This is a genomic window from Comamonas piscis (assembly GCF_014109725.1).
Classification (GTDB): Bacteria; Pseudomonadota; Gammaproteobacteria; order Burkholderiales; family Burkholderiaceae_C; genus Comamonas; species Comamonas piscis.
In genome coordinates, this window is the sequence record NZ_CP058554.1 from 214,969 (window position 1) to 228,735 (window position 13,767).

The 13,767-nt window shown below is 65.3% G+C and carries 15 protein-coding genes; 4 read left to right on the forward strand and 11 right to left on the reverse strand.

The genetic code is table 11. The features are described 5' to 3' along the window. Positions 1–10: 10 nt before the first annotated feature. The gene (locus tag HS961_RS01090; RefSeq protein WP_182325978.1) at positions 11–577 is read left to right on the forward strand and encodes a phage tail protein; all 567 of its coding nucleotides are present in this window, start codon (positions 11–13) and stop codon (positions 575–577) included. Between the two features lie 29 nt (positions 578–606). Here the strand turns inward: HS961_RS01090 and cysC are convergent, their stop codons facing one another. From cysC to HS961_RS01115, 5 genes are all read right to left on the reverse strand, one after another. Continuing rightward, entirely contained in the window at positions 607–1,233 is a 627-nt protein-coding gene (gene cysC / locus HS961_RS01095; protein WP_182325979.1) for an adenylyl-sulfate kinase, read from the reverse strand. Then, the gene (locus HS961_RS01100) at positions 1,230–1,748 is read right to left on the reverse strand and encodes a GNAT family N-acetyltransferase (protein WP_182325980.1); all 519 of its coding nucleotides are present in this window, start codon (positions 1,746–1,748) and stop codon (positions 1,230–1,232) included. Before HS961_RS01100 ends, cysC begins: the two co-directional genes overlap by 4 nt. After that, positions 1,738–2,085: a DUF6916 family protein gene (locus HS961_RS01105; protein ID WP_182325981.1), complete on the reverse strand. Its 348-nt coding sequence runs from the start codon at positions 2,083–2,085 to the stop codon at positions 1,738–1,740. The genes HS961_RS01100 and HS961_RS01105 overlap by 11 nt, the downstream gene beginning before the upstream one ends. A gap of 95 nt (positions 2,086–2,180) precedes the next feature. Further along, entirely contained in the window at positions 2,181–3,125 is a 945-nt protein-coding gene (locus tag HS961_RS01110; RefSeq protein WP_238347734.1) for a DMT family transporter, read from the reverse strand. An 87-nt stretch (positions 3,126–3,212) separates the two neighbouring features. After that, positions 3,213–3,914, reverse strand: coding sequence for a helix-turn-helix domain-containing protein (locus HS961_RS01115; protein ID WP_182325982.1), 702 nt, complete (start codon positions 3,912–3,914; stop codon positions 3,213–3,215). Between the two features lie 164 nt (positions 3,915–4,078). Between HS961_RS01115 and HS961_RS01120 the strand changes: the two genes are divergently transcribed. The 3 genes from HS961_RS01120 to HS961_RS01130 all read left to right on the forward strand — a co-directional run bounded on the left by HS961_RS01120 (position 4,079) and on the right by HS961_RS01130 (position 7,591). Continuing rightward, positions 4,079–5,434 (forward strand): AmpG family muropeptide MFS transporter, encoded by a 1,356-nt coding sequence (locus HS961_RS01120; RefSeq protein WP_182325983.1) that lies wholly within the window; start codon positions 4,079–4,081, stop codon positions 5,432–5,434. Between the two features lie 128 nt (positions 5,435–5,562). Next, positions 5,563–6,291, forward strand: a complete 729-nt coding sequence (locus tag HS961_RS01125) for a response regulator transcription factor (protein ID WP_182325984.1) — start codon at positions 5,563–5,565, stop codon at positions 6,289–6,291. Between the two features lie 28 nt (positions 6,292–6,319). Further along, positions 6,320–7,591, forward strand: a complete 1,272-nt coding sequence (locus tag HS961_RS01130) for a sensor histidine kinase (protein WP_182325985.1) — start codon at positions 6,320–6,322, stop codon at positions 7,589–7,591. 78 nt (positions 7,592–7,669) lie between these two features. Here HS961_RS01130 and rbsD read toward each other — a convergent pair whose 3' ends face one another. The 6 genes from rbsD to HS961_RS01160 all read right to left on the reverse strand — a co-directional run bounded on the left by rbsD (position 7,670) and on the right by HS961_RS01160 (position 13,694). Beyond that, positions 7,670–8,071, reverse strand: a complete 402-nt coding sequence (rbsD, locus tag HS961_RS01135) for a D-ribose pyranase (RefSeq protein ID WP_182325986.1) — start codon at positions 8,069–8,071, stop codon at positions 7,670–7,672. Further along, positions 8,068–9,042 carry a ribokinase gene (gene rbsK, locus HS961_RS01140; RefSeq protein ID WP_272956282.1) on the reverse strand — a complete coding sequence of 325 codons (975 nt, stop codon included), beginning with the start codon at positions 9,040–9,042 and terminating at the stop codon, positions 8,068–8,070. Before rbsK ends, rbsD begins: the two co-directional genes overlap by 4 nt. Then, positions 9,039–10,088: a LacI family DNA-binding transcriptional regulator gene (locus HS961_RS01145; RefSeq protein ID WP_182325987.1), complete on the reverse strand. Its 1,050-nt coding sequence runs from the start codon at positions 10,086–10,088 to the stop codon at positions 9,039–9,041. Before HS961_RS01145 ends, rbsK begins: the two co-directional genes overlap by 4 nt. A 9-nt stretch (positions 10,089–10,097) precedes the next feature. Continuing rightward, positions 10,098–11,036 (reverse strand): ABC transporter permease, encoded by a 939-nt coding sequence (locus HS961_RS01150; protein ID WP_238347898.1) that lies wholly within the window; start codon positions 11,034–11,036, stop codon positions 10,098–10,100. A gap of 102 nt (positions 11,037–11,138) precedes the next feature. After that, positions 11,139–12,728: a sugar ABC transporter ATP-binding protein gene (locus HS961_RS01155; RefSeq protein WP_182325989.1), complete on the reverse strand. Its 1,590-nt coding sequence runs from the start codon at positions 12,726–12,728 to the stop codon at positions 11,139–11,141. A 15-nt stretch (positions 12,729–12,743) separates the two neighbouring features. Beyond that, positions 12,744–13,694, reverse strand: coding sequence for a sugar ABC transporter substrate-binding protein (locus HS961_RS01160; RefSeq protein WP_182325990.1), 951 nt, complete (start codon positions 13,692–13,694; stop codon positions 12,744–12,746). Between the last annotated feature and the right edge of the window lie 73 nt (positions 13,695–13,767).

Here is a 13,767-nt window from a genome sequence, read left to right on the forward strand (position 1 = left end):
GGTACTTACCATGGAAGCATTTATCGGCCTGATCACTATATTTGGCGGCACGTATGCCCCCCGAGGTTGGGCTTTTTGCAACGGCCAATTGCTGTCTGTTGCCCAGAACTCAGCGCTATTTTCTCTATTGGGAACGACCTATGGAGGGAATGGCCAAACCACTTTTGCGCTGCCCGATTTGCGAGGGCGGGTACCTTTGGGTATGGGCCAGGGGGCTGGATTGCCTACTTATACCCTGGGAGAAAAGGCTGGTACTCCTACAGTCACACTGGGGCTTCAGCAAATGCCTATTCATAATCACCCCACCACTGTCACCCAAACCAGCATGATGGCCAGCACCTCTGCAGGCACATTGCAGGTACCAGTTACAGGCTCTTTACTGGCCCAATCCAACCAGCGCGATGCGCAGTACGTTGAATTGGCAAACGCCGGGTCAACCGTTCCCTTGGGTGGTGCGCCAACCGCAAGCGTCGAGGTAGGGCAGGTTGGCGGATCGCAGGCTTTCCCCATCATGCAACCCTATCTGAGCTTGAATTTCATCATTGCATTGGAAGGCATTTACCCCTCGCGCAACTGATTTTTGAGCTTTGTTGCAGCGGCCCCCGCTCAGCAGGGCCGCTTCTGCTGCAAGCCCAGCGCATCCAGATACGCCAGTACAGCTCTCAGCGCAGCTTCAGGCGCCAAGTCTTCTCCTCGCAAATGCAGCTCCGGCTGCAGAGGCCGCTCATACGGGCTGTCGATACCGGTAAAGTCGCGCAGCTCGCCCCGCCGGGCGCGCGCATACAAGCCCTTGGGATCGCGTGCCTCACAGACGGCCAAGGGCGTATCCACAAAAACCTCGACAAAGGCCCCCGGCGCAAACAAGGCCCGCGCCTGCGCTCGGTCTGCTGCAAACGGCGAAATCGCTGAGACGATGACGACCAAACCAGCATCGGCCATCAGCCGCGCCACATGCGCCATGCGACGGATATTCTCCGCCCGCGCCTCGGCGCTAAAACCCAGATCGGCATTGAGCCCCTGGCGCAGGTTGTCGCCATCCAGCGCATAGGTGTGGCAGCCGCGCTGGTGCAAGGCACGCTCCACCGCATGGGCCAGACTGGTCTTGCCTGAGGCGGATAAACCGGTGAGCCAGATGCAGCAAGGCGCATGGCCCATCAGCGCCGAGCGTTGCGCCGGTAGCACCGCCTGGCCAGGCGGGAAGATGGAGGCAGCGGAATCGGTGCGGCCGGTCATTCGGCAGACTCCATGTTGCTAGGCTCACGGCGCATATTCAAATACAGGCCATCGCCTGGCAGTTGCACAAATCCCAGCCGCCCATATAAATGGCGCGCCCGGTTCTGGGGCTCCACACTCAGCGCCAGCGGCTGCCGCTGGGCATCGGCGCGTTCGCACAGCCAAAGCAGCAGCACGCTGCCCAGGCCTTGGCCACGCTGTGCAGCCAGCAGCGAGATATCGACGACCCGCAGTGCAACAACGCTGTCATCGACGATCAGCCGCCCAATCGGTTGGCCATCCCGCTCAACCAGGTAATGCAGCGCCTCGGGGTAGTAGCTGCGGTAGTGCTGAAGCTGAAAATCAAACTGCGACTGGCAGAAGGCATAGATGGCCTCAGGCGGCCAGCCGGTCACTGCCAGCTCGTCGCTGCGCACATCCCGGTAAAGGACACGCAAAAAATCAGCATCTGACGCCAAAGACTGGCGCAGCTGCAAGCGGCCTAGCAGCAGGGCTGCAGGCAGCTCAGAGGGCATGGCTGAATTGGGCTTCGTAATAGACGCCCTGCGCATCGGCACCGATGGCAGACACCATGATCGCAAAGTCGCCCCAGTCCGCATGGCGTGCGCGGTAGGTCTGGCTGGGCAGAACCGGGGCCGCGGGGCCCTGAAAATTGAGCCGGAACATGGCCATGCCTGGAACGGTACGACTTGGCTGCTCAAAAGCCGTGACCAACAGTGGAATCTGGTGCGTCTGCCCCGCCGTGTCCCCCGCGAGAAACACCAGCGACTGGCCCGGGAGCTGGCTGGCCATCTCCTGCGTCAGCACCCGCGACCATACGGCGTCATCCAGTTGGTAAGTGGCTTCTGGCAAGGTCATACTTGGGCAGCAAACGCAGTCCGTGGTGGCAAGAGCGCCATTCTATCGCCGGGCCTGCAGGCTGCACCAGCGAATGCGTGACCTGGCATTCAGCCCCGCATCTCCGCCTTCACGACCACCCACAGCCCCAGCAGCACCGCCGCCAAGCCCACCCAGGCCACCCAAGGCTGGTGCTCGCCAACAATCCACACCGCCAGCACAAAGGCCGCCACTGGCTCGATGAGGCTGAGCGCCACGCCAGTGGGCCCGGAGATATGGCGCAGGCCCATCGAAAACAGCAGGTGCGCGATGCCCGAGACAACGGCACCCAAGTAGACGACGACCAGCACGGCAGACAAACTCCACTGCGGCATGCCCGCATACAGCGCGGCAACAGGCAGGGCCAGCAATGCCGCGCCGCTGAACACATAAAAGTTCACCACCTTGGGGGGCATATGGCTGACAAGACGCTTGTTGACCAGCGCATAGCCGGCGTACGACAGCCCCGCCAGCAGGCACAGCGCCAGGCCGGGCCAGGAGACCTGGCTGCCGCCGCCCTCACCCAGCACCATCGCCACACCCCCCGCCACACTGACCAAGGTGCCCAGCCACCACAGCGGCGACAGCGGCGCGCGCAGCACCAAGGCCTGCAACAGGCCCGCCCAGATGGGGCTACTGCCAATGGCCACCGCCGTGCCCACCCCTACCCCTGCCATTTGCAGCCCGGCGTAGAAGAACACGCTGTAACCGCCGATGCCCAGCGATGCCCAGAAAAACGACGACAGCCGCAGCCCCGCCTGGCTGGGCCGCAGCACCAGGCTGCCGGTGTTGCCACGCCGGGCCCAGAGCAGGCTCAGGCCCAAGAATGCCGCCGCCACCGCCAGCTGCACAGCGCCTACCCAAAACGGCGACAAGCCCGCCGCCCCCAGGTACTGGGCCGTGCCGCTGGTGCCCCAGAGCACGCCGGCAATGGCGACCAGCGCAATGCCCTGCGCGGAGGCGCTGAAAAAAGAAGAGCTTGCGGGGGAGGCCATGCTGCTGGAAGTCTGTGTCATGCCGCTATGGTGCCGCGATAGGGCTGGGGCAAATGTCGAGAAGCGCTTGTGCCTGCGCTGCCCAAGGTACCCAACGCGCCCAGCGCATCAACCGCCCACGCCCTTGCGCAGGCTGCGGCTGCCCACGCCGCGATCACGCCGCAGCGCATAGGCCAGCGCGCTGGCCGTGCTGTAGCCGCAGCGCAAGGCGGTGGTCTCCAGCGGCTGGCCGGCGGCCAGTGCCTGGCTGGCCTCGGTCAGGCGCAGGTCGCGCAGCCATTGTTGGGGGGTGCTGCCGGTCAGCTCCTGCCAGCGCACATGAAAGCGCTGCGGGCTCAAATGCGCCAGGGCCGCCAGCTGGGGGGTGCGCCAATCGCCGGCCAAGTCGGCTCGCACCGCAGCGGTGATGGCCTGCACATCGAGGGCGCGGCGCAGCAGCAGCGCTGGCGTTTGCTGCACCCAGGCCACATGCGCCTGGGCCACCGTCCAGGCCGAGGCATGGGTGGCCAGCCAGTCGCGCGGCGGGGCGGCAAAGCGCCGCATCTGCGCAAAGCTGGCGCCATCGGGCACATCCACCACCGCCAGCGCACTGCCCTTTTGGGCGAGGTAGGCATGGGTGGAGCCGGCCGGTATCACCACACCGCTGGCGGTATCCACATAGGCGGCCTTGCCATCGACCTCCAGCTCCATGCGGCCGGCCAGCGCATACAGCAGCTGTACATGGTCATGGCTGTGCGCCTGCTGCTCGCCTTCGTAGTGGCGAACAGAGTAATCAGGAGCCAGCAAGCGGTGGTGGGAGTGGTCGGCCATGGCAGCAGCGGTGCATCAGTGCATAGGGGCACAGTGTAGCCAAGCAGTGGCCATTGCCGTCAGTTGCGCCGCTTGGCCCGGTCGGCAGCGCGGATCAGCGTATATTGGCGCATTGTCCGGGCTTGGCCTGGTCCCCCCTCGATTTACCGCACTGCCCCGTCTGCATGGCCGACACCTCTTCGCCCACCCCTTCGTCCGCTACCGCACCCGCCGCCCGCCGCTCCTGGGCGGACACGTTCCGCGTCTACTCCGAGCCGGCCAGCCTGCGCATGCTGGCGCTGGGCTTTTCTGCCGGCCTGCCGCTGCTGCTGGTGCTGGGCACCTTGTCGTTCTGGCTGCGCAAGGCGGGCATTGACCGCAGCACCATTGGCTACCTCAGCTGGGTGGGCCTGGCCTATGCCTTTAAATGGGTGTGGTCGCCGCTGGTTGACCGGCTGCCGCTGCCGGGTCTCACCCGGCTGCTGGGGCGCCGGCGCAGCTGGCTGCTGCTGGCCCAGGGCCTGGTGGTTGCCGGCCTGCTGGGCATGGCCTGGGTCGATCCGCAGCAAAACCTGAACCCGGTCATCTGGTGTGCGCTGGCCGTGGCCTTTGGTTCAGCCACCCAAGATATTGCGCTAGATGCCTACCGCATCGAATCAGCTGATGCCGAGCGCCAGGCTGCGCTGGCCGCCACCTACCAGACGGGCTACCGCATCGCGATGATCTGGGCGGGCGCCGGCGTGCTGTGGCTGGTGGCGCTGGGCCTGAAAGAAGGCGCAGGCGACTACCAGCGCGAGGCCTGGAGCTTTGCCTACATGGTGATGGCCGCGTCGATGCTGGTGGGGGTAGTCACCGTGCTGCTGTCGCCCGAGCCGGCGGCCAAGGCCATGCCCCCCGCCCGCAATGCTGCCGAGTGGCTGCAAGAGGCGCTGGTGGCACCGTTTGCCGACTTTATCGGCCGCTATGGCTGGCATGCGGCGCTGATCCTGGCCTTGATCGCCATCTACCGCATCTCCGATGTGGTAATGGGCATCATGGCCAACCCCTTCTATGTAGACATGGGCTACACCGAGGCCGAGGTCGCCTCGGTCAGCAAGATCTTTGGCGTCATCATGACCTTGGTGGGCGCATTCATCGGCGGTGTGATTTCGATGCGTATCGGGGTGATGCGGGTGCTGATGCTGGGCGCCGTGCTGTCGGCCGGCAGCAACCTGCTGTTTGCCTGGCTGGCCACCCGTGGGCATGATCTGGTGGGCCTGATTGCCGTGGTCAGCGCCGACAACCTGGCCGGCGGCATCGCGTCGGCCGCCTTTATCGCCTACCTGTCGAGCCTCACCAATGTGAACTACTCGGCCACCCAATATGCGCTGTTCAGCTCGATGATGATGCTGCTGCCCAAGTGGATTGCCGGCTTCTCCGGCGTTTATGTGGACAGCTTTGGCTATGCGCAGTTCTTTGTGTCCACGGCGCTTTTGGGGCTGCCGGTGCTGGTGCTGGTCTGGCTGGCGTCGCGCATCAAGCCTGTCACCGGCGAATTCTAAGAACGTTGACAAGACGGCGGGGCGGTTTACTAAACTTTACGGCGGGGACAATCCGGCTCGACCCCAGCGTGCCACGATAGTTGCCTATAGCAAAACTGCGGGACTACCCGCCCATAACCATGACTGCCATGCATACCCACCAACTGTTGATGATCGAAGATGACGAGCGTCTGGCCAATATGGTGAGCGAGTATCTGGCCCAGTCGGGGCTGCAGGTCAGCCACATGGCCGATGGCGCCAGCGGCCTGGCGGCCCTGCAAGAGCCGGCCAACGGCCAGTCGCCGGACCTGGTCATCCTCGACTTGATGCTGCCCGATCTGGATGGTCTGGAAGTCTGCCGCCGTATCCGCACCCTGAGCGGCGCCGCGGCCCAGGTGCCTATCTTGATGCTGACCGCCAAGGGCGACCCGATGGACCGCGTCATCGGCCTCGAAGTAGGCGCCGACGACTACCTGCCCAAGCCTTTTGAGCCCCGCGAACTGCTCGCCCGCATCCGTGCCATCTTGCGCCGCCGTGTGGATGGTGGCAGCGCGGCAGCCCCCGCCAGCCAGGTGCTGCGCTTCGGCAGCCTGGAGATAGACCGCGATGCCCGCGCCGTTACGATCAGCGGCAAGGCTGCCGACCTGACCAGCTACCAGTTTGACTTGCTCGTCACCTTGGCCGAGCGTGCCGGCCGCGTGCTCAGCCGTGACCAGATCATGGAAGCCGTGCGTGGCCGCGAGCTGGAAGCCTTTGACCGCTCCATCGATGTGCACATGGGCCGCATCCGTGCCGCCATTGAGGCCGATGCCAAGAACCCGCGCCGCATTCTGACGGTGCGCGGTGTCGGCTACGTCTTCGCCAAACAGCAGGACTGAGACTCCCGCCTAGCGCTTCTTTCTCCGCATGCATTTGTACAAATACTTCGCCGAACGGCTTTACCTGCGTATCTGGCTCACGGTGGTGGGCGGCGTGGCCGTGCTGATCCTGGTGGTGGGCTGGGCCTGGCAGGCAGCGGCAGAGAAAAATGCCACACCGATGCAGCCGCCCGCGCGTGAGCTGCTGATCCGCGGTGCCGATGGCGCCGTACTGCTGCATGGCGAAGCGGTGCGCCAGCCCGGCGACCCCAGCGAGCTGGTGCTGTACCTGATCGAAGACGACCAGGGCCGCACTTACGAGATGGAGCTGCAACGCCGTTCCGGCCGGGGCGAATCCCACCGCCCACCGCCCCCCAATCTGGGGCCTTGGTGGTTCTGGGTCAAGCCGCCGTTTGGTTTCTTCTGGATGCTGGGCTTGATTGGTGTGGTCGTCGTTGTGGGCGTGTTCCCCATCATCCGCCGCCTGATGGGCCGGCTCGAAGCGCTGCGCAAAGGCGTCAAGCAGTTTGGTGATGGCGACCTGTCGGTGCGCGTCGATGTGCGCGGTAATGACGAGGTGAGCGACCTGGCCCAGCAGTTCAATGCGGCAGCGGCCCGCATCGAGGCGCTGGTGCAGTCGCACAAATCGCTGCTGGCCAATTCTTCGCATGAGCTGCGCAGCCCCCTGACCCGCATCCGCATGGGCGTGGAGCTGATGGGCGAGAAGCCCTCGCCCACCTTCAAGCAGGAGATCCAGCGCAATATCGCCGAGCTGGACCAGCTGGTTGACGAAATCCTGCTGGCCAGCCGCCTGGGTGCCCGCGAGGCCGATATGGGCAGTACCGAGTTGATCGACATCATCGGGCTCTGCGCCGAAGAATGCGCCCGCGTCGAGGCGGACCTGGAAGTCGCCGACATGCATGGCGATGTGATCGAGGTGCGCGGCATTGCCAAGCTGCTGCGCCGCGCGGTGCGCAACCTGCTGGAAAACGCCCGCCGTTACTCGCAAGGCCCCATCACCTTGTTCCTGGACAAGCAAGGCGCCTATGCGGAAATTCGCGTCGCCGACCGGGGCCCCGGTGTGCCGCCCGACCAGCAGGAACGCATTTTTGAATCCTTCTACCGCATGCCCGGCGCCAGCGAGCGCCATGGCGGTGTGGGCCTGGGCCTGGCCCTGGTCCGCTCGATTGCGGAGCGCCATGAAGGCAGCGTGCATTGCGAAGCGCGCGAAGGCGGTGGCGCCGTGTTTGTGCTGCGCCTGCCGCTGGCGCCACTGGCGCGCACAGCACCTGCGGAAGCACTGCCTCCGCCTAACGTTTAACAGCGGCGCAAGCACGTAGCAAAGGGTCTCGCCTAGCGGCTGAGACCCTTTTTTATGCAGTTGCTTTCAGTGCGGCGCTTAGAACGCCACACCCGAGCGCAGCGCGATATTGGCGTAGGGTGTGCATTCGCCGGTACGCACGACGGCCACCGCCTGGCGGCTCAAGGCTTTGAACGCCTCATGCGACACGCATTGCGGCGCGCTCGGCAGGCCATCGGCCTGGCGCTGTTGGTACCAGGTCGGCAGCTGCTGGCCGTCCAGACACTCATCGGCGACGACAGCGCTCTCCACCTGCAGCTCGCTCAAGATGGCCTGCAGCACCTGGTCCAAGGTTGGCACGCCGCGCGCCACGGCCAAATCCACCCGGCGCACACCGGGCGGCACTGGCAGACCGGCATCGCCAATCACCAACAGATCGCCATGGCCCATGCCAGCGATGATCTGCGACAACTCGATATTCAACAATGCGGCACGCTTCATACAGGGCTCCAGGGGCTGGCTTCGGTGCGCGTGGCGACCTCGGCATGAAAAGGGATGGAAGGCTGCGCACCAGCGCGGGTGACGCAGATGCCAGCAGCGCGGATGGCCCACTGCGTAGCCAGGTCCAAGCTGGCACCAGAGGCCAGTTGCACGGTGAGCGCGCCCAAAAAGGTGTCGCCTGCAGCGGTGGTATCGACCGCCTGTACCTGCGGGGCACGGTGCCAATGGGCAGGGGCTTCGACACCTGCTGCCGTGTTCGTATCGCAGCAGACGGCGCCCTGGCTACCCAAGGTCACCACCACCTGGCCAGCGCCCTTGGCCTGCAGCCAGCGCGCAGCCTGGGCGGCAGTTGCGGGGCTGTCCACTGGGCTACCGCTCAGCTGCGTGGCTTCGGCTTCGTTCACCACCAGCACATCAATGGCAGGCCACCAGGCATCGGGCAAGGGCTGCACAGGCGAGGGGTTGAGCACCGTTTTGCAACCCACGGCGCGCGCGCTGCGCAAGGCCTGGTCCACTTCCTGCAAAGGGGTCTCAAACTGCAGCACCACATAGTCGGCATCCTGCAGCAGCGGGCGCAGCACGGGCTCGGTCACCTGCAGCCGCAGGTTGGCGCCGGGCACCACGACGATCTGGTTCTGGGCGCTGTCATCGACGCTGATGACGGCGACGCCGGTCGCATCGCGCGCGCTGCGCTGCACATGCTGCACATCGATATGGTCGGCCACCAGGCCGGCCAGCAGTTGCTCGGCATAGGCGTCCTCGCCCACGCAGGACAGCAGGCTGACGGCCGCGCCCTGGCGCGCGCAGCTGACAGCCTGGTTGCCGCCCTTACCGCCGGGCACCTGGCTGAGCGACTGGCCCAGCATGGTCTCGCCCGCCCGCGGCATATGGGGCACGCGCAGCACCAGGTCCATGTTCAAACTGCCCAGCACCACGATATGCGGGGCCTCGCTCAAAATCGGCACATTCACAGGGTTTCTCCACTCTCAATCGGTACGGCAGCCCGGGCGGCGGGCTTGCTGCTCTCGCGGGCGACCAATGCAGGCACCAGCATCTGCGTGGCCGCTAGCACCGGCTCAGCACTGCGGCCCGCCTGGATGCGTTCGAGCAACCAGGCCAGCGCCTGCTGGGCCATGGCCCGGGTCGGCTGGGCTACGGTGCTCAGCGCGGGCTGGGTGTAGCTGGCCAGCTCAATATCGTCATAGCCCACCACGGCCACATCCCGGGGCACCTGCAGACCGGCTTCATGCACAGCGCGCAAGGCACCCATGGCCATCAGGTCATTGCAGACGAAGACGGCCGTCGGCCGGTCGGCAGCGCTGTCTCGCAGCAAGTGCCGCATCGCCACATAACCGCCATTGGCGGTGAAATCGCCATGCACCAGCAAATCGGCGGGCAAACCCACCAGCTGCAAGGCCTGGCGCCACCCCTGCACGCGCTGCTCGCTGGACTGCAGATCTTGCGGGCCGCCCACGCAGGCGATGCGCTTGCGGCCCATGGCCATCAGGTGCTGGGTGGCCAGCATGCCGCCCTGCACATGGTCGGTCTGCACGCAGGGGCGGTCCAGGCCCGCAATCGCCCGGTCGATCAGCACCATCGGCAAGGCGGTTTGCGCCAAGTGCTGGGACATCAGCGCGTCATCGCTGGTCGAGGCGACGATCAGGCCATCGACCCGCTTTTGCGACAACACATCCAGGTAGACCTGCTGGCGCCCGGCGTGGTTGTCGGTATTGCACAGCAGCAGCGCATAGCCGGCGTCAAAACAGGCGTCTTCCACCGCGCGCACCAGCTCGGCAAAGTAGGGGTTGGAGTTGTCCGGCACCAGCATGCCGAGGGTGTGCGTGGCATTGATCTTGAGGCTGCGTGCCACAGCGCTGGGCACATAGCCGAGGGTCTGCACGGCTTCGAGCACCCGCTCTTGCGTGGCAGGCAGCACCGAGCGCGTCTTGTTCAGCACATGCGAGACCGTGGTGACGGACACGCCGGCCAGGCGCGCCACGTCCTTGATGCTGCTCATTACCACCGGTCAGGCCCGGTGGGCGGCACGGCGCTGGCGCACCGTGTCGATGATCACGGCCACCACAATCACGGCGCCGGTGATGATGCGCTTGGCAGGCTCGCTGGCGCCGATCTGGGCCAGGCCCGCTTCCAGCACGGCGATGATCAATACGCCAAAGAAAGTGGCAATCACCGAGCCGCGTCCGCCCATCAGGCTGGTGCCGCCAATCACCACGGCGGCGATCACCTGCAGCTCCATGCCGCTGCCGGCATTGGGGTCGGCAGCTTCCAGGCGGGCCGATTGCATCAGGCCCGCCAGACCGGCGAGCAGGCCGGTCAGTGCAAATACCAGGATGCGGATGGGGCGCGGGTCGATACCGGCTAGGCGCATCGCTTCTTCATTGGTGCCAATGCCGACCACGTAGCGGCCAAACACGGTACGCGTCAGCACAATCTGGCCCAGCACCACCACCACGATGGCAATGACAAAGGCCGACGAGACGCCATAGGCAATGGGTGCTGCCAGGCCCGAGATCGCATCGCCCACATACTGGGTGCGCGAGTCGGTGACCAGGTAGGCCGCACCGCGCAGCGCTTCGAGCATGCCCAGCGACACGATGAAGGTGGGCAGGCGCCAGGCCACCGAGATGGAGCCCAACACCGCGCCGCAGAGCAAACCGCAGATCAGGCCCAGCGCACCCGCAGCCCAGGGGTTGAGGCCCCAGACCAGAATCGCCTGGGCCGCCACGGCCGCCGACAGCGCCAGCACCGAGCCCACCGACAGGTCAATGCCCGCCAGGATCAGCACAAAGGTCATGCCCACGGCCATCACCGCCAGCGCGGGGATCTCGTTGGCAATGGTGACAAAGGTCTCGGTGCTCCAGAAATACTCGCTCAGAAAGCTGAACAGCGCCACCATGGCGGCCAGCACCAGGAACAGGCCCACATAGGTGCCCCAGGCCTGCATGCGGCCCGAAGGCAGCTTGGGGTTGCTGTTTGCGGAGGAAAGGGACGCGCTCGGCTGCGCGGAAGGGGGAGTCGTCATGGCTTGGTCCTCGTGCCTGCTCTTTTATTGGGGGGTGGCAGCCTGCGCTGCGGTGTGGGCAGATGGGGCCTCATCCAGATTGCCAAAAGCGGCAGCCAGCAACTGCTGGTCGCTCCACTGGCCGCGCTCAAACACGGCGACCAGCTCGCCATCGTGCATCACGCCGATGCGGTCGCACATGGCCATCAGCTCGCGCAGGTCGCTGGAGACCATCAACACGGCCTTGCCGTCATCGCACATGCGGTCGATCTCGTGGTAGATGTCGGCGCGGGCGCCCACATCCACGCCGCGTGTGGGCTCATCGAGCAGCAGCACATCGCAGGGCTGGTGCAGCCAGCGGGCAAACACCACTTTTTGCTGGTTGCCACCGCTCAGGGTCGATACCGCTTGCTCGGCGCTGCGCGAGCGGATGCGCAGGCGCTCGACAAAATGGCGGGCAATCTCGCTCTCTTGCGCGCGTTGTAGCCAGCCGCCGCGCGCAATCTTGTGCATGCCCGCCAAGGTGGTGTTGGCGCGGATGGATTGCGACAGCAGCAAGCCTTGCGACTTGCGGTCTTCGGTCACCAGGCCAATGCCAGCGCGGATGGCATGCACCGGGCTGCCCCAATTGGGCGCCACGGTATGTGTGGCGGCGCTGCTGCCAGCGGCATGCAGGCTGATCTCGCCCTGCTCGGCGCGGTCTGCACCAAACAGCAGGCGCACCAGCTCGGTACGGCCGGAGCCGACCAGCCCAGCGAGGCCCATGATCTCGCCCGCATAGAGTGACAGGCTGACTCCGCGCACCTGCGTGCCGCGCTGCAGCTTATGGGCCTGCAGTCGCAGCGCGCCACGTGTGCGGCGCGGCCGGCCTTCGTTGTCTTGCACGGCATGGCCCACCATGCGCTCGACCAGCTCATGCTCTTGCACGCCTTGCATGGGCCGTACATCGACCAGGCGGCCATCGCGCAGCACGGCCACCTTGTCGGCAATGCGCTGCAGCTCTTCGAGCCGGTGCGACACATAGACCAGGGCCACGCCCCGCGCCTTGAGCAGCGCAATCTGCGTGAACAGGTGCTCGGTCTCCTTGAGCGTCAGCATGGCGGTGGGCTCATCGAGCACCAGCACCCGCGTGCCGTCCTGCAGATTGCGGGCGATCTCCACCATCTGCTGCTGGCCAATGCCCAGCTGCGAGACGGGGGTGTCCGGGTCGATATGCTCCATGCCGATCTTGGCCAGCTGGGTGCGGGCCAGCGCACGCATCGCTGCATGGTCCAGCCAGCCCAGCTTGTGGGGCAGGCGCCCCATCAGCAGGTTCTCGGCCACCGTCAGGGTGGGCACCAGGCCCAGCTCCTGCATGACCATGCGCACGCCTTGGCGTTCGGCATCGCGGCGCGATGTGGGGGCAAAGGGCTTGCCATCGAGCTGCATCTGCCCCTGCGATGGGTCCACCAAGCCGCAGAGCATCTTGGACAAGGTGCTCTTGCCCGCGCCGTTTTCTCCGGTCAGCGCCATCACCTCGCCGGCATGCAGATCCAGGCTCACGCCCTCCAGCACCAAGGTGCCGGAGTAGGCCTTGCCCATCTGCTGCAGACGCACGCGGGGTGTGCTGGCGCCTTGCGCCTCAGTCGTAGCCATGGTGTGCGCCGTTTTTTACTTGCTGTCCTTGGTCACCAAGGCCACATCGGTCTTGACTTCAGCAGGCAGCTCGCTCTGCTTTTTCTTGTCGGCCAGGGCCTTGAGCGCCATCTCGATGCCGAACACGGCCTGCTTGGCGGCGTACTGGTCGGCGGTGGCCAGCACACGGCCGTCCTTCAGCATGGGCTTGATGGCGGCGATATTGTCATAGCCCACCACCTGCACCTTGCCGGTGCGGCCAGCGGCCTTCACCGCAGCGACCACGCCCAGCGCCATGCTGTCGTTGCCGGCCATGATGGCCTTCAGATCGGGGTGCTCGCGCAGCATGCCTGCGGCCACGGTGTTGCCCTTGTCGATTTCCCACTGGCCCGATTGCAGGCTGACCACATTGGTGCCAGCGGCCTTCATCGCATCCTGGAAGCCCAGGGTGCGCTGCTGCGCGTTGAAGGTGGTCGAGACGCCTTCCACAATGCCGACCTTGTCGCCTGCCTGCAGTTGCTTGCCGAGGAACTCACCCACCAGCTTGGCGCCAGAGCGGTTGTCCGGGCCGACGAAGGGCACGTTCAGGTCCTTGCTCTTGAGCGCATCGGCATCGAGCTTGTTGTCGATGTTGATGATCAGCACGCCCTTGTCTGCTGCATTTTTGAGCACCGACACCAGCGCCTTGGAATCGGCCGGGGCGATCACGATGGCCTGCACGCGCTGGGCCACCATCTGCTCAACCATCTTGATCTGCGCTGCCGTGTCCGTCTCGTCCTTGATGCCATTCGCCACCAGGGTGTACTGGGCGGAATTGGCTTTCTGGTGCGCCTTGGCGCCGTCTTCCATGGTGCGGAAGAACTCATTGGCCAGCGATTTCATCACCAGGGCCACCTTGGGCTTGTCAGCCGCAACGGCTTGGTGGGAAAAACCAGCCACGGTGGCCAAAGCCAACGCAGCAGTCAGGGTACGGCGGGTAAAGCGCATGAGAGATGTCTCCGAAAGATTGTTGTGCATCACGCGGCTTATCCACAGCAGTAGCCGCGAGATGCCGCATGTT

Excerpts from the sequence above, each read along its gene's own strand:
- HS961_RS01090 (WP_182325978.1), top strand. The coding sequence starts at position 11 with ATGGAAGCATTTATCGGCCTGATCACTATATTTGGCGGCACGTATGCC.
- cysC (WP_182325979.1), bottom strand. The coding sequence starts at position 1,233 with ATGACCGGCCGCACCGATTCCGCTGCCTCCATCTTCCCGCCTGGCCAG.
- HS961_RS01100 (WP_182325980.1), bottom strand. The coding sequence starts at position 1,748 with ATGCCCTCTGAGCTGCCTGCAGCCCTGCTGCTAGGCCGCTTGCAGCTG.
- HS961_RS01110 (WP_238347734.1), bottom strand. The coding sequence starts at position 3,125 with ATGACACAGACTTCCAGCAGCATGGCCTCCCCCGCAAGCTCTTCTTTT.
- HS961_RS01115 (WP_182325982.1), bottom strand. The coding sequence starts at position 3,914 with ATGGCCGACCACTCCCACCACCGCTTGCTGGCTCCTGATTACTCTGTT.
- HS961_RS01120 (WP_182325983.1), top strand. The coding sequence starts at position 4,079 with ATGGCCGACACCTCTTCGCCCACCCCTTCGTCCGCTACCGCACCCGCC.
- HS961_RS01125 (WP_182325984.1), top strand. The coding sequence starts at position 5,563 with ATGCATACCCACCAACTGTTGATGATCGAAGATGACGAGCGTCTGGCC.
- HS961_RS01130 (WP_182325985.1), top strand. The coding sequence starts at position 6,320 with ATGCATTTGTACAAATACTTCGCCGAACGGCTTTACCTGCGTATCTGG.
- rbsD (WP_182325986.1), bottom strand. The coding sequence starts at position 8,071 with ATGAAGCGTGCCGCATTGTTGAATATCGAGTTGTCGCAGATCATCGCT.
- HS961_RS01145 (WP_182325987.1), bottom strand. The coding sequence starts at position 10,088 with ATGAGCAGCATCAAGGACGTGGCGCGCCTGGCCGGCGTGTCCGTCACC.
- HS961_RS01150 (WP_238347898.1), bottom strand. The coding sequence starts at position 11,036 with ATGCAGGCCTGGGGCACCTATGTGGGCCTGTTCCTGGTGCTGGCCGCC.
- HS961_RS01155 (WP_182325989.1), bottom strand. The coding sequence starts at position 12,728 with ATGGCTACGACTGAGGCGCAAGGCGCCAGCACACCCCGCGTGCGTCTG.
- HS961_RS01160 (WP_182325990.1), bottom strand. The coding sequence starts at position 13,694 with ATGCGCTTTACCCGCCGTACCCTGACTGCTGCGTTGGCTTTGGCCACC.